This is a genomic window from Pseudomonas sp. BP8, from assembly GCF_017875955.1.
GTDB lineage: Bacteria > Pseudomonadota > Gammaproteobacteria > Pseudomonadales > Pseudomonadaceae > Aquipseudomonas.
Genome location: NZ_JAGINK010000001.1, coordinates 1,767,303 through 1,791,394, shown reverse-complemented (window position 1 = coordinate 1,791,394; position 24,092 = coordinate 1,767,303). Strand labels below are relative to the sequence as shown.

The following is a 24,092-nucleotide window of genomic DNA, read 5'->3' as shown; positions in this document are numbered from 1 at the left end:
AAATGCTGATGGTGGTGGGATTGCCACGTGTTTCAGGCTTGAAATTGCCGGGGCTGCACACCTTCAAGCTGCCAGGACACCACCCGCAGATACAACAAGGGCGCCTCTCGGCGCCCTTGCGGTTCAGCTTATTCCCACTCGATGGTGGCAGGCGGCTTGCTCGACACGTCGTAGGTCACCCGCGAGATCCCTTCGATCTCGTTGATGATGCGGCCGCTGACAGTCTCCAGCAGCTCGTACGGCAGGTGTGCCCAGCGCGCGGTCATGAAGTCCACGGTCTCGACGGCACGCAGGGCAACGACCCAGGCGTAGCGACGGCCGTCGCCCACGACACCCACCGATTTCACCGGCTGGAACACCACGAAGGCCTGGCTGGTCTTGTGGTACCAGTCAGCCTTGCGCAGCTCTTCGATGAAGATGTGGTCGGCGCGACGCAGGATGTCGGCGTATTCCTTCTTCACTTCACCCAGGATACGCACACCCAGGCCCGGGCCCGGGAACGGGTGGCGGTAGACCATGTCGTACGGCAGGCCGAGTTCGAGGCCGATCTTGCGCACTTCGTCCTTGAACAGCTCACGCAGCGGCTCGACCAGCTTGAGGTTCATTTCCTCTGGCAGGCCACCGACGTTGTGATGCGACTTGATCACGTGGGCCTTGCCGCTCTTGGCGCCAGCCGACTCGATCACGTCCGGGTAGATGGTGCCCTGGGCGAGGAACTGGATGTTGTCCAGTTTGCTGGCTTCGGCATCGAATACGTCGATGAAAGTGCGGCCGATGATCTTGCGCTTCTTCTCCGGGTCGGCTTCGCCTTCCAGGTTACCCAGGAACTGGGCTTCAGCGTTGGCGCGGATCACCTTGACGCCCATGTTCTCGGCGAACATGGCCATCACCTGCTCGCCTTCGTGCAGGCGCAGCAGGCCGTTGTCGACGAACACGCAGGTCAGCTGGTCGCCAATGGCGCGGTGCAGCAGCGCAGCAACGACCGAAGAGTCGACACCGCCAGACAAGCCCAGCAGGACGTTGGCAGTACCAACTTGCTCACGTACCTGGGCGATGGCGTCTTCGACGATCTTCGAAGGGGTCCACAGCGCATCGCAGCCGCAGATATCGAGGATGAAGCGCGACAGGATGCGACCGCCCTGCTTGGTGTGGGTCACCTCAGGGTGGAACTGCACGCCATAGTAGCCACGCTTGTCGTCGAACATGCCGGCGATCGGGCAGCTTGGGGTGCTGGCCAGGACATGGAAGTCGGCTGGCATCTTGGTGACCTTGTCACCGTGGCTCATCCAGACGTCGAGGCCGAATACGCCGTCGTCGTCGATGTGGTCTTCGATGCCGTCGAGCAGGCGGCTCTTGCCGACTACGTCAACACGGGCATAACCGAATTCGCGCAGCTCGGAGCCTTCAACCTTGCCGCCCATCTGCTCGGCCATGGTCTGCATGCCGTAGCAGATGCCCAGCACCGGTACGTTCAGGTCGAATACGGCCTGCGGTGCGCGCGGGCTGTTGGCTTCGTGGACCGACTCGGGGCCGCCAGCGAGGATGATGCCGCGCGGGTTGAATTCGCGGATCGCTTCATCGTCCATGTCGAACGGGTGCAGTTCGCAGTAGACACCGATCTCGCGCACGCGGCGGGCGATCAGCTGGGTGTACTGGGAACCGAAATCGAGGATCAGGATGCGGTGAGCGTGAATGTCGAGGGCCATGACTCAATCTCGTCAGTGGAAATCGGAAACGACACGGGGCTGTCGTAACAGCCCCGCTTGCTAGTGATGCTGGAAGCCTCAACCTACGCGGTAGTTTGGCGCTTCCTTGGTGATCTGCACGTCATGCACGTGGGACTCGGCCATGCCGGCACCAGTGATGCGTACGAACTCCGGCTTGGTGCGCATCTCTTCGATGGTCGCGCTGCCGGTGTAGCCCATGGACGAACGCAGGCCGCCCATCAGCTGGTGGATGATCGCTGCCAGCGCGCCCTTGTACGGCACACGGCCTTCGATACCTTCCGGGACGAGCTTCTCGGCACCGGCCGAGGAATCCTGGAAGTAACGGTCCGAAGAACCTTGCGCCTGCGCCATGGCACCCAGCGAACCCATGCCGCGGTAAGCCTTGTACGAGCGACCCTGGAACAGCTCGACTTCGCCCGGGGCCTCTTCGGTACCGGCGAACATCGAACCCATCATGACGCACGAAGCGCCAGCGACGATGGCCTTGGACAGGTCACCCGAGAAACGGATACCGCCGTCGGCGATCAGCGGTACGCCGGTGCCTTCGAGGGCAGCGGCGACGTTGGCGATGGCGCTGATCTGTGGCACGCCGACACCGGCGACGATACGCGTGGTGCAGATCGAGCCAGGGCCGATACCGACCTTGACGGCGTCAGCGCCGGCGTCTGCCAGGGCCTTGGCCGCAGCACCGGTGGCAATGTTGCCGCCGATCACCTGCACTTGCGGGTAGGTTTCCTTGACCCAGCGCACGCGATCGATCACGCCTTTGGAGTGGCCATGAGCAGTGTCGACCACCACCACGTCAACGCCAGCGGCAACCAGCGCGGCTACGCGCTCGCCGGTGTCCTTGCCGGTACCGACGGCAGCGCCGACGCGCAGACGGCCTTGGTCGTCCTTGCTCGCCAGCGGGTAGGCCTTGGCTTTTTCGATGTCCTTGACGGTCATCATGCCCTTGAGGCTGAAGTTGCCATCGACGATCAGGACTTTTTCGAGGCGGTGCTTGTGCAGCAGCTCGCGCACTTCGTTCTTGTCGGCGCCTTCGCGCACGGTGACCAGACGCTCTTTAGGCGTCATCACGTCGCGCACCAAGGCATCCAGGCGGGTTTCGAAACGCACGTCACGCGAGGTGACGATACCGACCAGGTCGCCGTTCGCCAGCACTGGCACACCAGAGATGTTGTTCAGGCGGGTCAGGTCGAACAGGTCGCGCACGGTGGCGTCGGCTTCGATGGTGATCGGGTCCTTGACCACGCCAGCCTCGAACTTCTTGACCTTGCGAACTTCGCCGGCCTGCTGCTCGATGGTCATGTTCTTGTGGATGATGCCGATGCCGCCTTCCTGGGCCATTGCGATGGCCAGGCGTGCTTCGGTCACGGTATCCATGGCGGCGGAAACCAGCGGAATGTTCAGCTCGATGCCACGGGTCAAACGGGTCTTGAGACTGACTTCATTAGGCAGTACCTCAGAGTAACCAGGTACAAGGAGAATATCGTCGAAGGTCAGGGCTTCTTGGCTGATACGCAGCATCGCGGGGGCTCCCGGGCGGGAAAAATGGAAGCGCGCCATTATACTCATGCACGGCGCGCCGCTCAATGCAAAATAAGGGCCTTCGGTCAGGCCTATGGCAGTTTTACCTGCACAACCGTCACTTTCTGGTCGAGCCAGTCGGCAAAGGCGGCGAGAAAGGCCGGGGTAAAACCGGCCTCGCCCCAGTTGTTGAAGATGAACCCCAGGTTGGAAAAGGCACATGGCTGCAAAAACAGAAAGCCATTGATGTCGTCTTCGAAGGCGCACAGCGGGCAGGTGAAGTTGTCGCTGACCCCGGGCATCCACTCCTCCAGGCTCTCGAACAGCGGTTCGCCGACCTCGCGGCGGCACTCCGGACAGCCGGCTTCTTCGAGAAAACCTTCGGTGGGGGTATAGATGCAGCGCTTGAGCATCACTTCGAGGCCGTTGACCGGCTGGTCGAACGGCAGCTTTTCCGGGTGCAGGGCAATCTTGCGCGCCCCCGCAGCCAAGGCATAGCCCATACGGTTGCCGGTGCGACCACAGGTAGTCAGTTGCTCCTCGACGATCTTTTCCCGCACCAGCCAGCGCAGGATCGCCCGGGCACGGGCCTCATGCACCGGGACAGTGGACAGTTTGGGGACGATGATGCTCTGGGTGTTCATGAACAAGGCAGGCCTGGGGGCTTTGGTAATCTGCCAATTCTACCGCCTGCTCAGCCGCTCAGGTAGCGACCAATCAGCGCCAGCCCGCTGGCCAGTACCAGCCAGGTCACCAACCGCACGAAGGTTTCGCGCGACAGTTTCAAGGTCAGCCGCCGGCCTACCCAGAGGCCGATGAACATCACTGGCAACAGGCAAGCCGCCAGCAGTAACAAGCCGGTGTCGGCGTAGACACCGGCAATCAGGAACAGCGACAGGCGCACCACGGTACTGCAACTGATCAGCGCACTCTGGGTGGCCCGGACTTGTTCCTTGGCCTCCAGTCGCGCGTTCAGATAGATCGCGTAAAGAAAGCCGCCACTGCCAAACAACGCGCCAAAAAGCCCGCCTACCGTACCCATCGGGATGGCCCAGGCGCCGTGCAGCCGCGCGGGGCGAACCTTTACCGCCAGGCTGTAGAGCGCATAGCCAGTAACGAACAGGCCCATCAGCAACAGCAACAGATCCGACTTGAGCTGGAGCAGGAAGATCACCCCCAGCGTGCAACCCACCGCCATGAACGGCAGCAGGCGCAGCAACTCGTCACGCGCTACGGCCTTGCGCGCCGGCAGCCAATTGCCGAAGGCGGCGACGAAATCCAGCAACACCAGCAGCGGGATGATCTTCGCCAGCGGCATGAAGTGGATCAGCACCGGCCCGGCCACCAGCGCGGTGCCGAAGCCGGCGATGCCAAAGACGATATACGCCACGCCGACGCCGAGCAGGATGGGCAGCCAATCGAGCGTGGAAAACGACAGTTCAGCAAACATGCGCTGGATTCCAGAAGGGATCGGGGAAGGTTAGCCGACCGGCGGGGCCGCTTTGCAGCACTTTCACGACACAATGCCGCGCCCACAAGCACAACGCCAGTTTTGAGGCCTGCGCGCCCCCTGTGGGAGCGGCCTTGTGTCGCGAAATGAGGGCGTAGCCCTCACCCGGTGACTCACAACCACACACAATCCCGATGTGTGATGCCGGTGAGGGCTTCGCCCTCATTTCGCGACACAAGGCCGCTCCCACAGAGACCGCACCTGCTTGAGTTCGGTGCAAGGCACGGTGCATCCCTTCGCCGTGTCCTTTATGATGCCCAGCATGATCAAAGACCCTTTCGAACGACTCGGCCTCGACCGCGAGGTCCTCACCGTCAGCCAACTGAACGGCCGCGCCCGCGTGCTGCTCGAGGACGTGTTCCGTAATGTCTGGGTGGAGGGCGAGATCTCCAACCTGGCCCGTCCAGCCTCCGGGCACATCTACTTCACTCTCAAGGACAGCGGCGCCCAGGTGCGCTGTGCGCTGTTTCGGCAGAACGCCACACGCGTGCGCCAGGCCCTGCGCGACGGCCTTGCGGTGCGGGTGCGCGGCAAGGTCTCGTTGTTCGAGGGCCGCGGTGATTACCAACTGATCCTCGATACCGTCGAACCGGCCGGTGACGGCGCGCTGCGCCTGGCGTTCGAGGCGCTGAAGGAAAAGCTCGGCGCCGAGGGCCTGTTCAGTACCGAACGCAAGCAAGCGCTGCCCGCCCACCCGCAACGCATCGGCATCATTACCTCGCCCACCGGCGCGGTGATCCGCGACATCATCAGCGTGTTTCGCCGTCGCGCGCCGCAGGTCGAGCTGAACCTGATCCCCACCGCAGTCCAGGGTCGCGAAGCGATCAACCAGATCGTGCGTGCCCTGCGCCTGGCCGACAGCCGCGGTTACGACGCGCTGATCCTGGCCCGCGGCGGCGGCTCGCTGGAAGACCTCTGGTGCTTCAACGAAGAGGCCGTGGCCCGCGCCGTGGCCGCCTGCGTAACACCGATCGTCAGTGCCGTAGGCCATGAGACCGACGTGTCGATCAGCGATTTTGTTGCCGACGTGCGTGCGCCCACGCCGTCCGCCGCTGCCGAACTGCTGGCGCCGGACAGCAGCGGCCTGCAGTTGCGCCTTGAAGGCCTGCAGCGCCGGCTGTTGCTGCGCATGCAGAACCGCCTGAGCCATGACCGCCTGCGCGTCGAAGGCCTGGCCCGGCGCCTGCGCCATCCGGGCGAGCGGTTGCGCCAGCAAGCGCAGCGCCTGGACGACCTGGACATGCGCCTGCGCCGCGCCTTCATGCTCAACCTGAAGCAACGCCACCAAGGCCTGGAGCGACTCGACACACGGCTGGCGGCGCAGCACCCAGGGCGCACCCTGAAGCTGCTCGGGCAGCGCCTGGACAGCCTCGCCGAGCGTTTGCCACGGGCCATGCGCGAGGTGCTCAAAGACCGCCGCCAACGCTTCCAGGCCCAGTTGCAGACCTTGCAAGTGGTCAGCCCGCTGGCGACCCTGGCGCGCGGCTACAGCATCCTCCTCGATGACCGTGGCCAGGCCATCCGCAGCGCCGCCCAGACCCGCAACGGCCAACGCCTGACCGCTCGCCTCAACGAAGGCGAGCTGCAGGTGCGGGTCGAGGACAACCACCAGACTCCGGTCACCCTTTCGCTACTGGACTGACACATGCCGCGACTGCTCGCCCCTCTGCTTGCCCTCTCCCTGGTGCTGCTGGCCTCCGGCGCTCAGGCCAGCTACATCACCCGCACCCTCAACAAACCGGTACCGGGCGGCGTTGCCGTGGTCGACCTGGGGCCCGGCGCCACTGCGCCGGATGCCCGCTTCGACGGCAAGCCGGTGCTGGTGGTCAAGGAGCAGGATGCCTGGCTGGCCATCGTCGGCATCCCGCTGACGCAGAAACCGGGCACTGCGACGCTGACTCAAGGCGCTCGCAACCTGCCCTTCACAGTCACCAGCAAGAAGTACCCTGAGCAGCACATCACCCTAAAGAACAAGCGTCAGGTCAATCCGAACCCGGCTGACCTCAAGCGCATCGACCGCGAGCTTGCCGAGCAGATCAAGGCCTACCGCAGTTTCAGCCCCAACCTGCCGAGCAACCTGATCCTCGACAAACCAGTCAGTGGCCCGCTGTCGAGCAAGTTCGGCGTGCGGCGCTTCTTCAACGGTGAAGAGCGCAACCCCCACGCCGGGCTCGACTTTGCGGTACCAGCCGGCACCCCGATCAAGACCCCGGCCAACGGCAAGGTGATCCTCATCGGCGATTACTTCTTCAATGGCCAAACCGTATTCGTCGACCATGGCCAAGGGTTTATCAGCATGTTCTGCCATATGTCGAAGATCGACGTGAAACCCGGACAGCAACTGCGCCGAGGGGAAGTGGTGGGCCGGGTAGGCTCGACTGGCCGAGCGACCGGGCCGCACATGCACTGGAACGTCAGCCTGAACGATGCACGCGTAGACCCGGCGATCTTTATCGGCGCGTTCCAGCCCTGACCCCCGCCACGCTTTTTCGCGGCCCCCCCCTCCCACAGTGTCCAGCAGCGCCCTGCCTTTCGCGTCCGCCACAGGGGCAAACAGCGCCGCGGCCCCTGTAGGAGCGGGCTTGTCCCGCGAAGAGGCCAAACCTGCAGACCCCATGAGCCGACAGTTGCGCCATCCAAAACCACCACGCAACCCAAACAAACCCCCAATAAAAATATCGCGATAAAATCTCGCAAAACTGTTTTTTTTAAGCATTTATCTCAATTTTTTGAGAGCACTTGCCATCCCTCACCGCTCTGGTTAGGGTTGAACCCATGAAAACCTCCACCACCCTCATTCTGCTCCGTCAACACCGCAGCCTCTGCCTGGTCAGTGCACGACTACCAGGGTGAATCGCGTCGCCTCGCCTTTTCATCTCGTTATCGTTCGGCAGGCCCGATCTCGGCCGCACATCAAAGGACTACTTCCATGACCATGCTCAAAGACCCTTCGAAGAAATACCGCGCCTTCCCGACCATCGACCTGCCGGACCGCACCTGGCCGTCCAAGGCCATCACCGAAGCGCCGATCTGGTGCAGCTCGGACCTGCGTGATGGCAACCAGTCGCTGATCGAGCCGATGGACGCGGAGAAGAAGCTGCGGTTCTGGAAGACCCTGGTCCAGGTAGGCGTGAAGGAAATCGAAGCGTCGTTCCCGTCTGCCTCGCAGACCGATTTCGACTTCGTGCGTACCCTGATCGAAGACGGCCACATCCCGGACGACACCACCATCCAGGTGCTGACCCAGGCCCGCGAAGACCTGATCGCACGTACCTTCGAGTCGCTGCGCGGGGCCAAGAAGGCCATCGTTCACTTGTACAACGCCACCAGCCCGTCGTTCCGCCGCATCGTCTTCAACCAGGACAAGCAAGGCGTGAAGGACATCGCGGTGAACGCGGCCAAGCTGTTCGTCAAGTATGCCGCCCTGCAGCCAGAGACCCACTGGACCTTCCAGTACTCGCCAGAGACGTTCAGCGCCACTGAGCTGGAGTTTGCCAAGGAAGTCTGCGACGCCGTGATCGAGGTATGGAACCCGACGCCTGAGCACAAGATCATCCTCAACCTGCCAGCCACCGTTGAAGTGTCGACGCCGAACGTCTATGCCGACCAGATCGAATGGTTCTGCCGTAACGTCAACCGCCGCGACAGCGTGCTGATCAGCCTGCACACCCACAACGACCGTGGCACCGGCATCGCCGCCACCGAGCTGGGCCTGATGGCCGGTGCCGACCGCGCCGAAGGCTGCCTGTTCGGCAATGGCGAGCGGACCGGTAACGTCGACCTGGTGACCTTGGCGCTGAACCTCTACACCCAAGGTATCGACCCGAAACTGGACTTCTCCGACATCGACGGCGTGCGCAAGGTGGTCGAAGAGTGCAACCAGTTGCCGGTGCACCCGCGTCATCCGTATGTGGGCGACCTGGTCCACACCGCGTTCTCCGGCTCGCACCAGGACGCGATCCGCAAAGGCTTCGCCAAGGTCCAGGACACCGAGCTGTGGGAAGTGCCGTACTTGCCGATCGACCCGGCCGACATTGGCCGCAGCTACGAGGCGGTCATTCGCGTCAACAGCCAGTCGGGCAAGGGCGGCATCACCTACCTGCTCGAGCAGGAATACGGCATCAGCCTGCCGCGCCGCATGCAGATCGAGTTCAGCCAGGTGGTTCAGGGCGAGACCGACCGTCTCGGCCTGGAAATGACCGCCCAGCAGATCCATGGTCTGCTGCACAAAGAGTATCTGCAGGCCAACAGCCCGTATGCATTGGTCAGCCATCGCCTGCAGGAAGAGAACGGCAACAGCGCGGTGGAAGTGGAAGTCGCGGGTGAAGGCGAGACTACCCTGCACTGGCGTGGCAAGGGCAATGGCGCCCTGGAGGCCTTGGTTGCCGGCCTGCCGATTGCCGTTGAGATCATGGATTACAACGAGCACGCGATTGGTGCCGGTACCAATGCCAAGGCCGCGGCGTACATCGAGCTGCGTGTGGCTGGCGGGCGTCCGGTGCATGGTGTGGGCATCGATGAGAACATCACCACGGCGAGTTTCAAGGCGCTGTTCAGCGCACTGAATCGGTCGCTGAGCCAGCAGGAGGCGAAGGCGGCCTGATCGGCTGAACCTTTGTACAAAAAAGCCCGCATCGATTGATGCGGGCTTTTTTGTGGTTCTTTACGGATTTTTGGGGGGTAGGAATTGTGGGCTTATCCATTTGATGTGGTGGATTTTCTGGCCCCTTCCGCCCTTACGGCCATCCCTTTCAAGGTCTTTGCGTTAACTTCGGATTTCATCATGTAGGCCAGCAATGCCGGGGGCGCTGCGCACCCGGCTCACTCAAGCCAGACTAAATTTCAAAGACCTTGAAAGGGATGGCCATAAGAACGGAAAGGGCCAGAAAACCCACCACATCAAATGGATAACCCCCCACCCCCCATGCCCTACCCCATCATCCCCAGCAATCCCTGAAAAAAAAAGGGGCGCCGACCAAGCGCCCCATAAGCCGTAAAGCACACAACAAATTCAGATCAATCCAGCAGCGCCATCGCCTCCGCACTGCACTCGGTAATCCGCCCCCAATCACCGTTCTTGATCCAGCTACTATCAAGCATCCAGGTCCCCCCCACGCACATCACATTGGCCAGCGCCATGTAGTTACGCACGTTAGCCGGATTCACCCCGCCAGTCGGGCAGAAGCGAATATCCCCAAATGGCCCGCCAAAAGCCTTGATCGCCGCCACGCCACCACTGATCTCCGCCGGAAACAACTTGAACCGACGATAACCAAGCGCATAGCCCATCATGATTTCCGAAGGCGTGCTGATCCCCGGCAACAACGGAATATCGCTGTCGACACCCGCCTCGAGAATGTCCGGAGTAATCCCCGGGGTAACCACAAACTGCGCACCCGCCGCCTGCACTGCAGCAAACATGCCGCGATCAAGCACGGTGCCGGCACCGATGCACAACTCCGGACGCTGCTCACGCAGGACCTGGATAGCCTTCAGGCCATGCTCGGAGCGCAGGGTCACTTCCAACGTGCGGATACCGCCAGCGGCCAGGGCATCGGCCAGCGGCAAGATATCTTGCTCGCGGGCGATGGTGATCACCGGCAGGATGCGCGCCTGGCCACAGATCGCATCGATCCGGGCGGTTTTTTCGGCCATCGAGAGCAACGGCTGTGGGCGTTCTAGGGTGGTCATGACAGTGGATCCTTGGCTCATGGGCACCAGTAGATGTCCAGGGGGTCGTGAAGAAAGGCGCGAATCGGCATTTCGGTTGGGTCGTCGCCCTCCAGCGCGGCGCGCAGGGTAGCGAGTTTGCCCGTGCCTTGCACGGACAGGGCAATGAAGGCGGCGCTGGCAAGCAATGCGCGGGTCATCGACAAGCGTTGGTGCGGCACGCTGGGCGCCAGCATCGGCAGCACGCGGCGCTCAGAGACCTTGGCCAGACCCTGACGCAGCAGCGGACTGGCCGGGAACAGCGAGGCGGTATGGCCATCGTCACCCATGCCCAGCACCAGCACGTCGATCGGCGGCAGCTCGGCCAGGGCCTGATCAGCCAGTTCGGCAGCAGCGTCGAGGTTGGCGGCGTTCTGATAGATACCGACAAAGCGCGCCTTGGCCGCAGCCCCCTTGAGCAGATGACGGCCAAGCAGCCCGGCATTGCTGTCGGCATGCTCGACCGGCACCCAGCGTTCGTCGGCCAGGCTCACCGTCACCTTGGACCAGTCCAGTGGTTCGGCCGCAAGCTGTTCGAGGAACGGCACCGGGCTACGTCCACCGGACAGCACCACACAGGCCTGGCCCTTGGCCGCAATGGCCTGGCGCAGACGCTCGGCGACGTCGCGCGCAAGCGTTGTTGCCAGAGCATTGGAATCGGCCAGCCGATGGGTTTTCACAACGTCTGGCAGTTGCAGTTCAGATATCGCCATACCAAGACCTCCCGTCTCGTGTAATCAGTGCAATCGAGCTCATCGGCCCCCACGACCCAGCCGCGTACGGCTTGGGCGCTTCACCGGTGTTCTTCCAGCCGGCGATCAGCTGGTCGCACCATTTCCATGCATATTCGATCTCGTCCTTGCGCACGAACAGGTTCTGGTTGCCGCGCATCACTTCGAGCAGCAAGCGCTCGTAGGCATCCGGGATCCGCGCACTGCGCCAGGTATCGGAAAAATTCAGCTGCAGCGGGCCGCTGCGCAACTGCATGCCCTTGTCCAGGCCCTGCTCCTTGGTCATCACCCGCAACGAAATACCTTCGTCCGGTTGCAAGCGGATGATCAGCTTGTTACCGATCTGCAAACGCTGTTCCGGGGCAAAGATGTAGTGCGGGGTTTCCTTGAAGTGGATGACGATCTGCGACAGCTTGCCTGGCATGCGCTTGCCGGTACGCAGGTAGAACGGCACGCCCGACCAGCGCCAGTTGCGAATGTCGGCGCGCAGGGCGACAAAGGTCTCGGTATCGCTCTGCGCGTTGGCGTTGTCTTCTTCCAGGTAACCCGGCACCGGCTTGCCATCGCTGTAGCCAGCGATGTACTGACCACGCACCACAGCGGTGCTCAAGGCCTCGCCGGTAATCGGCGCCAGGGCCTTGAGCACCTTGACCTTCTCATCGCGAATACTGTCGGCAGAGAGGTCGCTGGGCGGGTCCATGGCAATCAGGCAGAGCAGCTGCAGCAGGTGATTCTGGATCATGTCGCGCAGCTGGCCGGCTTTGTCGAAATAGCCCCAACGGCCTTCGATGCCGACTTTTTCGGCGACGGTGATCTCCACATGGGAGATGGAATTCTGGTTCCACTGGGTTTCGAACAGGCTGTTGGCAAAGCGCAGGGCAATCAGGTTTTGCACGGTCTCCTTGCCCAGGTAATGGTCAATCCGATAGACCCGGCTTTCCGGGAAGAACCGCGCCACCGCGTCATTGACCCGCCGCGATGACTCAAGATCGTGACCAATAGGCTTTTCCAGCACCACACGGGTGCGCTCGACCAGGCCGGCCTTGTCGAGGTTTTCGCAGATTGCGCCGTAGACCGCCGCTGGCGTGGCGAAATAGGCGATCAGCGGCAGCCCGGGCGCAGCCTGTTCGGCCAGGGCCAGATAGCCCTCGGGCTGAAGGAAGTCCAGGTGCAGGTAGCTCAGCCGCGCCAGGAAACGCCCCAGTACAGCGCTTTCGAGGTCTGCATCCGGCACATAACGGCGCAACTGCGCCTCGATGTTGGCCAGGTGCTGCTCGCTGTCGCCGGCCTCGCGGGCCAGCGCCAGCAGGCGTGAATCGGCATGCAGCAGCCCGGCACGGTCGAGCTGGTAGAGCGCGGGGAACAACTTGCGCAGTGCCAGGTCGCCAAGGGCGCCAAACAGGGCAAAGGTGCAAGGTTCAACACTGATCGCAGCCATGATGTTGGTTCTTTCCTAAAGTTGGCCTAGGAATATCGCGTTCTAACGCGCTTTTCAAGTATCAATGTAGTAAAAACAACAACATTACCGACAAGTGTGACAGACAAGTGGTAGATCCACCCTGCCGACAGTACGATAGACAACCCTGCAAAAAGCCTGCTGCAACCCCAGCCGGCTGTCTTCTCGACCCAAGGACATACCATGGACCGCGTGCGCAACCTCCTGGAACAGATCCAGGGACGCCTCGACGAGCTGAACAAGGCCGAACGCAAAGTCGCCGAAGTCATCCTGCTCAACCCGCAACAAGCCACTCGCTTCAGCATCGCCGCCCTCGCCCAGGCGGCCAAGGTCAGTGAGCCGACGGTCAACCGCTTCTGCCGCTCGTTCGGTGTCAGCGGTTATCCCGAGCTCAAGCTGCAACTGGCGCAGAGCCTGGCCAGCGGCGCCGCCTATGTCAGCCGCGCGGTCGAAGCCGATGACGATCCAGCGGCCTACACCCAGAAGATCTTCGGCAGCGCCATCGCCTCGCTCGACAGTGCCTGCCAGCAGCTCGATCCGCAACAGATCAGCCGCGCCGTGGACATGATGATCCAGGCCCGGCAGATCCACTTCTTTGGCCTCGGCGCCTCGGCGCCGGTGGCGCTCGATGCCCAGCACAAATTCTTTCGCTTCAACCTGGCGGTGTCGGCCCACGCTGATGTGCTGATGCAGCGCATGCTCGCCTCGGTCGCCCACACCGGTGACCTGTTCGTAATCATTTCCTACACCGGGCGCACCCGTGAACTGGTCGAAGTCGCGCGCCTGGCCAGAGAAAACGGTGCCTCGGTGCTCGGCCTGACCGCCGCCGGCTCACCGCTGGCCAATGCCTGCAGCCTGAGCCTGCACATCCCGCTGCCCGAAGACACCGACATCTACATGCCGATGACCTCACGGATCATCCAGCTGACCGTGCTCGACGTGCTCGCTACCGGCATGACCCTGCGCCGCGGCGTGGACTTCCAGCCGCACCTGCGCAAGATCAAGGAGAGCCTCAACGCCAGCCGTTACCCGATCGAAGACGACGACCTCAATTGAGCCGGTGCGCCTGCAAGCTCAGGTGCGCGCGCTGCCCTGGCGCCAGGCTCAGGCCCTCGCCGCTGCCGCTGGCGGCTTCGACACAGACAAAGCCCTGACTTTCCCGCCCGCTGACGCCCATCAGCGGCCGATTGCCCGGATGCCAGACCACGGTGTCGTCACTGTCGCCGGTATCGATGCACAATTCGCGCTGCCAGGCCGGGTCGTGCAACTGCACCCGCGGGGTGCCGGGGTAGACCTTCTGGCAACTGCCCTTGAGCTTCAACGCACCATTTTCGCGACAGGCCTGGCGACTGAGACGGTCATAGCCATCGATGTCCTCCAACCCAGACAGCGCTATCTCCGACACGTCACTGATGCGCCAGTAGGCCAGCAGGGCATGGCTCAACTGGCAGGGCTCGCTGTCCTGGTGCTCGGTGCTCAGGCTCAGCTCCATGCGGCTGCCAAGCCGGGCATGCAGGTCGACCTGCCAGTCGCACAGGTCCAGCTGCCATTTCAGGCTGACGCCCTGTTCATCTTCGCAACTGTCGACCAGTTTCCAGTCCAGCAGCCGCGCCCAACCATGCGCTGGCCACAGGTCTTCACTGGGGTGGCGACCATACCAGGGCCAGCATACCGGCACGCCGCCGCGGATCGCACCGACCTGCGGCCACTGCTCGGCACACCACAGCCAAGGTCGTTCGCCCGCTGGCTGAAAGTGCAACAACTGGGCGCCTTGACGGCTGAATACCGCTTGGCAAAGGGGATGATCGATGATCAGCACATCGCGCTGCTGGTAACGCTCCCACTCGAACGTCGGCCTGGGCCGTTGCGCGCAAAAGAAGCGATGTAGCGGATGTTCAGGCATGGTTCCAAAGCTCTTGTTGTTTGAGATAGCGCTGTCTCGACCTGAACCTGACAACCACTGCGGACAGTGGTTGTCAGGAAGCCGGGAATGGATGGCGTAAATTTACAACAATTCGTCTCAGAATGACGACTGAATCTTCAGGCCTGCGACCAGCGCGTTATCCACCTCATCGACCCCACCCGGGCTTTTGATGTACTGCAGGTTGGGTCGCACGGTCAGCCAGTTGGTGACATGGAAGCCGTAATACAGCTCGGCGTTGTACTCGGTGCGCTGCAGTGGGACGAAGCCCGGGTTGTCGTAGTCGTTGATCCCGCTCATCGCGTTGAGCTGCTCGGCGCGCTTCTTCACATCGTCGTTGACGTGGATGCGGGCGATGCCGAAGCCGATGTCATCCTTGGGCCGGGCGTCGAACGCGCCTTTGTAGACCAGGCCGACCTGCTGGTAGTTGTCGACCACGTTGGTGGCCTTGTCGTGCACGGTAAAGTTGGCAAACAGGCTCAGGCCGCGGCTGGCATCGCTGCTGTGCGCGGTGACCTGCTGCTGCGCCACCACCCACCAGCCGTGCTTGCTCGAGTGCGACTTGAAGCCGGCACCGCTGATGCCCTGCGGGTTGCCGTTGACGTCGTCGTAGACGTCTTCGGCGTCGGCCGTGCTGTAGTAGTAACCCAGCCGGTACTCGCCCGGCAGGCCGTTGACCTTGGGTGACCAGACCATTTCCACCGGCAGGATCGCGCCCTTGGTGCCGCTACCGCTGAGTTTGAAGCCGTTGCCGGTCTCCAGGTTGGAGGGGTTCTGCTCGAACGCACCGGCCTGAACGAAGAACTCCGGGGTGATGTTGTACTTGACCCGCAGCGCCCATTGGCTGACCGGCCAGTTGTACCAGATGCCGCCCACCCAGTTACCGACCTGGGAGCCGCAGAACGCCAGGTTCTGGAAGTCGCAGGGGAAGCTGTTGAATTCCTCACCCGGCCCGAAGCGCCCGAATTTCACGTCGAGGGCGCCATCGAAGTACTTCTGCTTGATCCACATCTGGGTCAGCCGCCAGGTCTGGCCACGGCCCCAGACTTCCTGCACCGAGCTGAACTGCCCGGCGCGCGGATCGCTGATGCGGTCGTTGGACAGGTTGCGACCGCTGCGCTCGGTGATCGCCAGCTTGAACTCAGTATCGTGCCAGCCGAGGATCTTCTCCAGGTCCAGCGCCATGCCGAGCGCGAACTGGTCGCTGTAGCGTGCGGTCTTGTCGTCGTTGTAGCCGCCATTGAGATTGCCGGCGACCTCACCGACGTAGTCGAGGGTGAAGTCGTAGCCCTTGTCGAGCAGCTCGGTGCGCGTCCCGCCCCAGTCGCCGGTCATCCATTTCGACTCGCTGGAAAACGCCTCGGCGGCTTGCGCACCGCTGCTGCCGACCATCGCCAGCAACGCCAGCGAACCCCATGTTTTGATGCGATTGCGATGTTCCATCCCTTTGCGTCCTCTTTTCTTGTTATTGATCCAGACGTTTCAACGGCCCTTGAAGCGAGTCACGTTGTCCTTGAGCGGCCTGGCAACACTGGACAGGTCCAGGCGCTCGCCGCTGTGTGCATCAAACAGCAACACCCGCGCCGGATCGAACTGCAGGTTGAGGCTGTCACCGACCTGGCAGGCCACGTCCGGCGCCAGCCGGCAGCAGACCTTGGTCTGGTTGAGGGTGACGAACACCAGCAGGTCAGGCCCGGTGGGCTCGGTGACCTGGACCTCGGCGCGGATCGTCGGCAGGCCGTTGCCCTGCGCTGCGCCCAGGCTGATCTGTTCCGGACGGATGCCGAGGATCACCTCGCGGCCCTCCAGCGCTTCGCGGGTAGCCCCCAACGGCAGCTCACAATGCGCCTGGCCACTGTCGAGCAGTGCCAGCAAGCGCCCGTCCTGGCGGGTCAGGCGTACCGGAATGAAGTTCATCGGTGGCGAGCCAATGAAGCTGGCGACAAACTGGTTGGCCGGATCGTTGTAGATCTGCTGCGGCGTGCCGAACTGCTGGATGATGCCGTCCTTCATCACCGCCACCTTGTCACCCAGGGTCATCGCCTCGATCTGGTCGTGAGTGACATACACCGTGGTGGTCTTCAGGCGTTGATGCATCAATTTGATTTCGGTGCGCATCTCGACCCGCAGCTTGGCATCAAGGTTGGACAGTGGTTCGTCGAACAGATAGATCTTCGGCCGTCGCGCCAGTGCTCGACCCATCGCCACCCGCTGCTGCTGGCCACCGGAAAGCCGGCCCGGCTTGCGCGTGAGCAGGTGTTCGATCTGCAGCAGCTTAGCTACCCGTGCCACTTCTTCGTCAATCGCCGCCTGGGGCATCTTGCGGATCTTCAGGCCGAAGGCAATGTTGTCGCGCACGTTCATGGTCGGGTACAACGCGTACGACTGGAACACCATGGCGATGTCGCGATCCTTTGGGCTCATGCCGCTGACGTCCTGACCGTCGATCAGGATCGCCCCACCACTGATGCTCTCAAGGCCGGCGATGCAGTTCATCAAGGTCGACTTGCCACAGCCCGACGGGCCGACCAGGATCAGGAACTCACCGTCGTCGATTGCCAGCTGAATATCCTTGAGCGTGTCCGGCAGGCCCGCGCCGTAGGTCTTGTTTACATTGCGAAGTTCGAGTGTTGCCATGACTTACCCCTTGACTGCGCCAGCGGTCAGCCCGCGCACGAAATACTTGCCCGCCACTACGTAGACCAGCAGGGTTGGCAGACCGGCGATCATTGCCGCGGCCATGTCGACGTTGTATTCCTTGGCCCCGGTGCTGGTGTTGACCAGGTTGTTCAGGGCCACCGTGATCGGCTGCGAATCGCCGCTGGAGAACACCACGCCGAACAGAAAGTCGTTCCAGATCTGGGTGAACTGCCAGATCAGGCAGACCATGATGATCGGCGTCGACATCGGCAGGATGATTCGCCCGAAGATGGTGAAGAAACCCGCGCCGTCGAGCCTCGCCGCCTTTACCAGCGCATCGGGAATGGTCACGTAGTAGTTGCGAAAGAACAGCGTGGTGAAGGCCAGGCCGTACACCACATGGATCAGCACCAGGCCACTGGTGGTACTCGCCAGGCCGAGCTTGCCCAAGGTGAACGAGGCCGGCAGCAGCACGGTCTGGAACGGCAGGAAGCAGCCGAACAGCAGCAAGCCGAAGAACAGCTGCGACCCGCGAAAGCGCCACATCGACAGCACGTAGCCGTTGAGCGCGCCGATCGTGGTCGAGATCAGCACCGCGGGCACGGTGATCATGATCGAGTTCCAGAAGTAGCCACTCACGGTCGCCCAGGCCTTGGCCCAGCCGATCCCGGTGACCACCGTCGGCCAGCTCAGCAGGTTGCCGGCACCGATATCTTCCGGGGTCTTGAAGCTGGTCAGCAGCATTACCACCAGCGGCACCAGGTAGAGCAGCACGGCGAGCGCCAGCACGCTGTGGATGGCGATTCGGCCGAGGCCGATCGCGGGTTTGTCGAGGCGGTCAGTCATGGCGCTTGGTCCTCAGCTCGGAGTACAGGTAAGGCACGAGGATCGCCAGGATCGCCCCGAGCATGAGGATCGCACTGGCCGAGCCCATGCCCATCTGGCCGCGACTGAAGGTGAACGAGTACATGAACATCGCCGGCAGGTCGGAGGCGTAGCCCGGGCCGCCAGCGGTCATCGCCGCGACCAGGTCGAAGCTCTTGATGGCGATGTGCGAGAGGATCATCAGCGCACTGAAGAACACTGGGCGCAGGCTCGGCAGAACCACCTGCCAATAGATCCGCGGCAGGCTCGCGCCATCGATCTGAGCGGCGCGAATGATCGATTGATCGACCCCGCGCAGGCCGGCCAGAAACATCGCCATGATGAACCCCGAGGCCTGCCACACCGCGGCGATCACCAGGCAGTAGACGACCCGGTCGGGGTCGATCAGCCAGTCCAGCCTGAAGCCCTCCCAGCCCCAGTCACGCAGCAGCTTGTCGAGGCCCATGCCGGGGTTGAGCAGCCACTTCCAGGCGGTGCCGGTGACGATCATCGACAGCGCCATCGGGTACAGGTAGACGGTGCGGATGAAGCCTTCGCGGCGAATGCGCTGGTCGAGCAGCACCGCCAGCAGCACGCCGATGACCAGGCTGATGCCGATGAACAGGCCGCCGAACAACAGCAGGTTCTTGCTCGCCACCCACCAGCGGTCGTTGTCGAACAGCCGCTGGTACTGGGCCAGGCCGGCCCACTTGTAGGTGGGCAGGAAGGTCGAGGTGGTGAACGAGAGGACGAAGGTCCACAGGATGTAACCGTAGAACCCCACCAGGATGATGAACATGCTCGGCGCCAGGACCAGTTTCGGTAACCAGCGCTGCAAGGCGTCCAGGGGTGAGGCCCGCAGTTGGGCGGTCAAGGTATTCATGTGTGCGATACCTACAGTAATGAATGTCGCGCACTGGCGCCTTCAGGAGCGGGCTTGCCCGGCGAACAAGGGCGCAGCCCTTGCCATCCACAGAGGATGTCTGGGCGGGTCTCTTCGCGGGACAAGCCCGCTCCTACAGGGTCAGTGTGTGGTCGCGGGAGCGGCTTACTGAGCGGCCTTGATCGCCGCACCCAGCTTCTTCGCCGCATCGGCAGGATCCGCCTTGGGGTCGTTGATGTAGTTGGTCACCACATCGAAGAACGCCCCCTGCACGGCCAGATTGGTCGCCATGTTGTGCGCCATGCTCGGCTGCAGGCCGCCGCTCTGCGCATCGGCCAGGAAGTCCTTGGCCGAGGTCTGCGCGCAGGCATCGAAGCCCTGCCCGGCCATGTCGGCAAGCATGTCCTTGCGCACCGGGATCGAGCCCTTGTTGCTGCTGAACAGCTTCTGGAAATCTTTGCCCATGACTACCTTGGCGATGTCCTGCTGGCCTGCCGAGGTACCGGCATCCTTCTGCTTGAACACCACCAGGGAGTCGATGTTGTAGGTAAAGGCCTTGTCGGTCCCGGGGAATGGCACGCACTGGTAATCCTGGCCGGCGACTTTCTTGGCCAAGGTCCATTCGCTCTTCGCCCAGTCACCCATGACCTGCATGCCGGCCTTGCCGTTGATGACCTTGGCCGCTTCGAGGTTCCAGTCCTGACCCTTGCCATCGACGTCCATGTAGGTCGCAATCCTTTTCAGCTCGGTCAGCGCCTTGACCATCTGCGCGCCGGTCAGCGCCTGGTTGTCGAGGTCGACCATGGCTTTCTTGTAGCCCTCGGCGCCCATCACCGACAGCACCACCGCTTCGAAGACCGTGCTGTCCTGCCATGGCTGACCACCGTGGGCAAGCGCGATGAAACCGGCGGCTTTGAGTTTGTCAGCGGCCGCATAGAACTCTTCCAGCGTGGTCGGCGCCTTGTCGATGCCGGCCTTCTTGAACACTTCGGGGTTGATCCACAACCAGTTGACCCGATGGATGTTGACCGGCACGGCGACGTAATCGCCGTCGAACTTGACCGTGTCTGCGACTTTCTTCTCCAGCAGGTCATCCCAGTTCTCGGCTTTGGCGACATCCTTGAGCACGTCGCTGTCGAGCAGCCCGGTCGATGCCCATTCCTGGATATCCGGACCTTTGATCTGGGCGATGCCTGGCGGGTTGCCAGCGACTGCCCGGCTCTTCAGCACGGTCATCGCTGTTGCGCCACCGCCGCCTGCTACGGCGCCGTCTTTCCAGGTGAAGCCGTCTTTCTCGACCTGGGCCCGGAGCACATCGACAGCGGCTTTTTCACCGCCTGAGGTCCACCAGTGCACCACCTCCACAGTTCCTTTGGAGTCGGCGGCAAGGGCGCTCAGGGGCAAGAGCGAGGCAAGAGAGATGGCGGCGGTGAGGCGCAGAGTGGAATTCATCGAAGTACCTTTCTTGTTGTTATGCAGTGCAAGACTCTCGCTTGCGTTGCAGAGGAGTGTACTGACGCTGTGGGCAACGTCAGGTAACGAAGCGCTGTGCGAATGTCATCACTTGGTGACATTCGCCCGCGCCAGCCCGCTCGCCAGGCTTCGCGCCAGCGGCAAGTCGGGCAGGAGCAGCGCCTGGTAGGCGTGATAGAGGTCAGGCTTGCCCGACCAGATGGTCGTGCTGGGGTGGTTGCCTGGGTCGAGTTCGTGGTGCCAGCTGCCATCGTTACGATCGACCAGGTGCGTCTCGATGAATGCCCAGAAGCAGCGATACCACTGCTGGTACTGCGCTTCGCCAGTGCGCTGGAGCAAGGCTGCGGCTGCGGCGCTGGCCTCGGCGTGCGGCCAGTGCAGGCGCTGGCGGATCAGCGGGCGGTTGTCCCAGTCGAGGGTGTAGACAATGCCCGGAGCACCGTCGGCGTGCCAGGCGTGCGTGCAGGCACTGGCAAACAGGCCGCGGGCGGCAGGCAGGAGCCAATCGGGGCTGGCCAGACCTGCCAGCTCGCGGGCAGCCTCCAGATGCAACACCAGCCGAGCCCACTCGAAACTGTGCCCGGGGGTACTGCCATAGGGGCGAAAGCCGTCGGCCGGGTGATTGATGTTGTAGTCGAGGACGGGTTGCCAGTGCCGGTCGAAGTGTTCGATGACGACGAAGCCGTTGCGCCGGGCATGGCCATGAATGATCCGCTCGACGATACGCAGTGCGCGCTCAAGCCAGACACTATCGCCGGTGACATCGGCCAGGGCGAGAAACGCCTCGGTGGCGTGCATGTTGCTGTTGGCGCCGCGATAAGCCTCCTGATGCTGCCAGCCCTGGTCGAAGGCTTCGCGCACGGCGCCCTCCTCCTCGTCCCAGAAATGCCGTTCGATGATCTGCGTGGCGGCTTGCAACAGTCCGCCTGCGGCCGCGCAACCAGCGACGACCGCCGAGCTGGCGGCAAGCGCGACGAAGGCATGCAGGTAGGCTGCCTTGCCAGGGTCGCCGTGGCCATCGTGATAGGCATACCAGCCGTCGTGGCGGGCATCACGCAAGGGGTCGAGCAAGGCGGCGACGCCGTGCTCGACCAGCTCCAGGCAGCCAGGGCTGCCCTGGAGGTGGGCCATGGCGAAGCAATGGGTCATGCGTGCGGTGTTCAGCGTGTCGGCGCTGGCTGCAGCGGGCAAGCGCCCTTGGCCGTCGAGGCTACCGAAGCCTGCCGGCAGGCGTGAGGCCTTGGCGAATGTCAGCAGACGCTTGGCTTCAGCCTTGCGCCAGGCGGTCTGCCCGGAGGAGTCATCGTTGCGCATCGACCTGCGGCGTCCTTGTCGAGAACAGGCCGGGTGCCTGTCGCTGAAGCGAATTCTAGCCAGATGCCGGTGACCGCCATGTCACGAAGGCCTGTGCAAATGTCACCGAATGGTTACAGGCTGGCGTGTGTGCAGCGCTCACTCGGCCGTACGCGGCAGGCACAAGGTCACCCGCAACCCGCCCTCGCGCAGGTTCAACAGGCTCACCTCGCCGCCATGGCTATGGGCAATGTTGCGGGCGATCCCCAACCCCAAGCCATACCCCTGTTGCTGCCCGGCCAGGCGAAAATGCGGCTCGAACACCTGTTCCATGCGCTGCTGCGGCACCCCAGGCCCCTGGTCGTCGACCTGCAGCACGAACCCTGCGCCATCATCGATGATGCGCAGGTGAGCGCGCTGGCCATACTTGATGGCGTTGTCGACCAGGTTGCCGATGCACCGCCGCAGGGCCAAGGCCTTGCCTGGGTATGGTGCCAGCGCGCGACCTTCAAGGGTGATTCGGCCGTCACCCAGGTACGGCTCGGCGACAATCTCCAGCAACTGATTGAGGTCGACCGGCTCGATGTTCTCGTGGATATCTGTATCTTTCACGCACTGCAGCGCGCCTTTGACCAGCAGTTCAAGCTCGTCCAGGTCGCGGCTGAACTTGGCTTGCAAGTGCTCGTCATCAAGCAGCTCGACGCGCAGGCGCAGGCGGGTGATCGGCGTGCGCAAGTCATGCGAAATGGCGCTGAACAGCTGGCTGCGCTCGGTCAGGTAGCGGCTGATACGCTCGCGCATGCTATTGAAGGCACGCCCCACCTCCACCACTTCGCTGCCGCCGCCCTCGGTCACCGGCGCCACGTCGGCCCCCAGCGACATCTCGCGCGCCGCCCGCGCCAGACGCTTCAACGGCCGGCTCTGCCAGTGCACCAGCAAGCCGATGAACAGCAGCAACAGCGCCGTGGTCAGGGCAATGAAACCGATCTGCTGGCGCGGCAGCCGCTCGGTTTCGAGGCTGGTGTACGGCTCCGGCAGCAACGAGGCGATGTACAGCCACTCGCCCTCGGCCAGGCGGATCTGCGTCACCAGCACAGGCGGGTTGAGTGGTTCGAGGGTCAGCGAGTAGTGCGCCCAGGAGCGCGGCAACTCATCCAGTTTCAGGCCGCTGTTGAAAATGCGCAGTTCGTCCGGGCTGACGAACTCGACCGAAATCTCCAGCTGTTGACCCAGGCTCTGGTGCAGTACCTCCTCGAAAACGTCGATCACCGTCCGCTTGCGCGGGGTGATCGGCAACGTTGACATGTCCAGCGGCTTTTCGTTGAGCGAGACGAAGAAACGCGTGCCGCCCATGCTGCGCAACTGGTCGAGGACCATGGGTCGATAGCCTACCGGCAACGAGCGAAAGTAGCTGACGCTGGCACTCATCGAATGGGCCAGGCTGCGCGCGCTGGCCTGCAGGCCTTGAAGCTGGCTGGCGCGTAACTGAGCGACCCAGATCAGGCTCGACAGGCCTTGGGCGAGCAGTACCACCAGCAGGGTCAGCAGCAGCATGCGCCCGAGCAGCGAGCGCGGCAGCAGGCGCCAGCGGCGCTCAGTTGCCGGGGCAGACATGCGCCGCCAACAGGTAGCCACTGCCGCGTACAGTGCGAATCAGTCGCGGCGGTTTTTCAGTGTCACGCAGGCGTGAGCGCAGACGACTGACCGCCATGTCGACGATACGATCGAGCGGCATCGGCTCGCGGCCGCGCGTGGCGTTGCCAATGGTGTCACGGTCGAGAATCTGCTGCGGATAGTCGAGAAACAGCTTGAGCAAGGCGAAGTCGGCGCCGGAGAGAATCACCTCTTCGCCGTCGCGGTGGAACAGGCGATGGCTGATGGTATCCAGGCGCCAGTCGTCGAAGGCCAACACAGCGCTGGCCGGAGCCGCCTGGCCGAACTCGGCGCGGCGCAGCAGGGCCTTGATGCGTGCCTGCAGCTCGCGTGGGCTGAACGGCTTGCCCAGGTAGTCGTCGGCGCCCAACTCCAGGCCGATGACCCGGTCGGCCTCGTCGGAGCTTGCGGTCAGCATGATGATCGGCACCCGCGAAAGGCGCGGATGCTGGCGTACCCAGCGGCACAAGCTGAAGCCGTCCTCATCGGGCAGCATCACATCGAGGATCACCAGATCGCACGGCATGCTGTCCAGCGCCTGGCGAAAGCCCTGGCCGTCAGCCTCGGCGCGAACCTGAAAGCCCGCCCGGCTCAGGTAGATTTGCAGCAGTTCGCGGATGTCCTGGTCATCGTCGACCATCAGGATCGATCTGGCGGCAGTACTCACAAAAGTCCCTTCCCATGGTCGACGCGGGTCTGTCTGCC

General features: G+C 63.0%; 20 protein-coding genes. 4 read left to right on the top strand and 16 right to left on the bottom strand.

Translation table 11 applies throughout. The features are described 5' to 3' along the window. Window positions 1-128: 128 nt before the first annotated feature. From guaA to J3B00_RS07750, 4 genes are all read right to left on the bottom strand, one after another. Entirely contained in the window at window positions 129-1,706 is a 1,578-nt protein-coding gene (gene guaA / locus J3B00_RS07765; RefSeq protein WP_209866344.1) for a glutamine-hydrolyzing GMP synthase, read from the bottom strand. A gap of 78 nt (window positions 1,707-1,784) precedes the next feature. Next, window positions 1,785-3,254 (bottom strand): IMP dehydrogenase, encoded by a 1,470-nt coding sequence (guaB, locus tag J3B00_RS07760; protein WP_209866341.1) that lies wholly within the window; start codon window positions 3,252-3,254, stop codon window positions 1,785-1,787. Window positions 3,255-3,346: 92 nt separating this feature from the next. Continuing rightward, window positions 3,347-3,898 (bottom strand): sugar ABC transporter ATPase, encoded by a 552-nt coding sequence (locus tag J3B00_RS07755; RefSeq protein ID WP_209866338.1) that lies wholly within the window; start codon window positions 3,896-3,898, stop codon window positions 3,347-3,349. Between the two features lie 50 nt (window positions 3,899-3,948). Beyond that, entirely contained in the window at window positions 3,949-4,704 is a 756-nt protein-coding gene (locus J3B00_RS07750; RefSeq protein WP_209866335.1) for a sulfite exporter TauE/SafE family protein, read from the bottom strand. 322 nt (window positions 4,705-5,026) lie between these two features. Between J3B00_RS07750 and xseA the strand changes: the two genes are divergently transcribed. The 3 genes from xseA to leuA all read left to right on the top strand — a co-directional run bounded on the left by xseA (window position 5,027) and on the right by leuA (window position 9,367). Continuing rightward, a complete protein-coding gene (gene xseA, locus J3B00_RS07745; protein WP_209866332.1) occupies window positions 5,027-6,406 on the top strand; it encodes an exodeoxyribonuclease VII large subunit in 1,380 nt (459 codons plus the stop codon). A 3-nt stretch (window positions 6,407-6,409) separates the two neighbouring features. Beyond that, the gene (locus J3B00_RS07740) at window positions 6,410-7,237 is read left to right on the top strand and encodes a M23 family metallopeptidase (RefSeq protein WP_209866329.1); all 828 of its coding nucleotides are present in this window, start codon (window positions 6,410-6,412) and stop codon (window positions 7,235-7,237) included. 456 nt (window positions 7,238-7,693) lie between these two features. Further along, window positions 7,694-9,367, top strand: a complete 1,674-nt coding sequence (gene leuA, locus J3B00_RS07735) for a 2-isopropylmalate synthase (protein WP_209866326.1) — start codon at window positions 7,694-7,696, stop codon at window positions 9,365-9,367. 413 nt (window positions 9,368-9,780) lie between these two features. On the opposite strand, the gene J3B00_RS07730 is transcribed toward leuA, so the two are convergent. Genes J3B00_RS07730 through zwf form a run of 3 tightly spaced genes read right to left on the bottom strand, consistent with a single transcriptional unit; the run spans window position 9,781 to window position 12,642 of the window. Further along, entirely contained in the window at window positions 9,781-10,455 is a 675-nt protein-coding gene (locus J3B00_RS07730) for a bifunctional 4-hydroxy-2-oxoglutarate aldolase/2-dehydro-3-deoxy-phosphogluconate aldolase (RefSeq protein WP_209866322.1), read from the bottom strand. 17 nt (window positions 10,456-10,472) lie between these two features. Then, window positions 10,473-11,186 carry a 6-phosphogluconolactonase gene (gene pgl, locus J3B00_RS07725; RefSeq protein WP_209866319.1) on the bottom strand — a complete coding sequence of 238 codons (714 nt, stop codon included), beginning with the start codon at window positions 11,184-11,186 and terminating at the stop codon, window positions 10,473-10,475. After that, window positions 11,173-12,642, bottom strand: coding sequence for a glucose-6-phosphate dehydrogenase (zwf, locus tag J3B00_RS07720; protein WP_209866316.1), 1,470 nt, complete (start codon window positions 12,640-12,642; stop codon window positions 11,173-11,175). The genes pgl and zwf overlap by 14 nt, the downstream gene beginning before the upstream one ends. 210 nt (window positions 12,643-12,852) lie before the next feature. Here zwf and hexR point away from each other — a divergent pair, with 210 nt between their 5' ends. Beyond that, on the top strand, window positions 12,853-13,716 hold the full coding sequence (hexR, locus tag J3B00_RS07715) for a DNA-binding transcriptional regulator HexR (RefSeq protein WP_209874677.1): 864 nt from the start codon (window positions 12,853-12,855) through the stop codon (window positions 13,714-13,716). Here hexR and J3B00_RS07710 read toward each other — a convergent pair. From J3B00_RS07710 to J3B00_RS07670, 9 genes are all read right to left on the bottom strand, one after another. Continuing rightward, a complete protein-coding gene (locus tag J3B00_RS07710; RefSeq protein ID WP_209866313.1) occupies window positions 13,709-14,563 on the bottom strand; it encodes a D-hexose-6-phosphate mutarotase in 855 nt (284 codons plus the stop codon). The genes hexR and J3B00_RS07710 overlap by 8 nt on opposite strands. 117 nt (window positions 14,564-14,680) lie before the next feature. Further along, window positions 14,681-15,973 (bottom strand): carbohydrate porin, encoded by a 1,293-nt coding sequence (locus tag J3B00_RS07705; protein WP_245362734.1) that lies wholly within the window; start codon window positions 15,971-15,973, stop codon window positions 14,681-14,683. Between the two features lie 90 nt (window positions 15,974-16,063). Further along, entirely contained in the window at window positions 16,064-17,218 is a 1,155-nt protein-coding gene (locus J3B00_RS07700) for an ABC transporter ATP-binding protein (RefSeq protein WP_209866307.1), read from the bottom strand. A 3-nt stretch (window positions 17,219-17,221) separates the two neighbouring features. Continuing rightward, window positions 17,222-18,067, bottom strand: coding sequence for a carbohydrate ABC transporter permease (locus J3B00_RS07695; RefSeq protein WP_209866304.1), 846 nt, complete (start codon window positions 18,065-18,067; stop codon window positions 17,222-17,224). Continuing rightward, on the bottom strand, window positions 18,060-18,968 hold the full coding sequence (locus tag J3B00_RS07690) for a sugar ABC transporter permease (protein WP_209866301.1): 909 nt from the start codon (window positions 18,966-18,968) through the stop codon (window positions 18,060-18,062). The genes J3B00_RS07695 and J3B00_RS07690 overlap by 8 nt, the downstream gene beginning before the upstream one ends. Window positions 18,969-19,133: 165 nt before the next feature. Continuing rightward, window positions 19,134-20,420 (bottom strand): ABC transporter substrate-binding protein, encoded by a 1,287-nt coding sequence (locus tag J3B00_RS07685; protein WP_209866298.1) that lies wholly within the window; start codon window positions 20,418-20,420, stop codon window positions 19,134-19,136. Between the two features lie 108 nt (window positions 20,421-20,528). Beyond that, on the bottom strand, window positions 20,529-21,755 hold the full coding sequence (locus J3B00_RS07680) for an AGE family epimerase/isomerase (RefSeq protein ID WP_209866295.1): 1,227 nt from the start codon (window positions 21,753-21,755) through the stop codon (window positions 20,529-20,531). 138 nt (window positions 21,756-21,893) lie between these two features. Beyond that, window positions 21,894-23,348: an ATP-binding protein gene (locus tag J3B00_RS07675; protein ID WP_281074957.1), complete on the bottom strand. Its 1,455-nt coding sequence runs from the start codon at window positions 23,346-23,348 to the stop codon at window positions 21,894-21,896. Continuing rightward, entirely contained in the window at window positions 23,329-24,054 is a 726-nt protein-coding gene (locus tag J3B00_RS07670; protein ID WP_209866293.1) for a response regulator transcription factor, read from the bottom strand. Before J3B00_RS07670 ends, J3B00_RS07675 begins: the two co-directional genes overlap by 20 nt. Window positions 24,055-24,092: the final 38 nt, after the last annotated feature.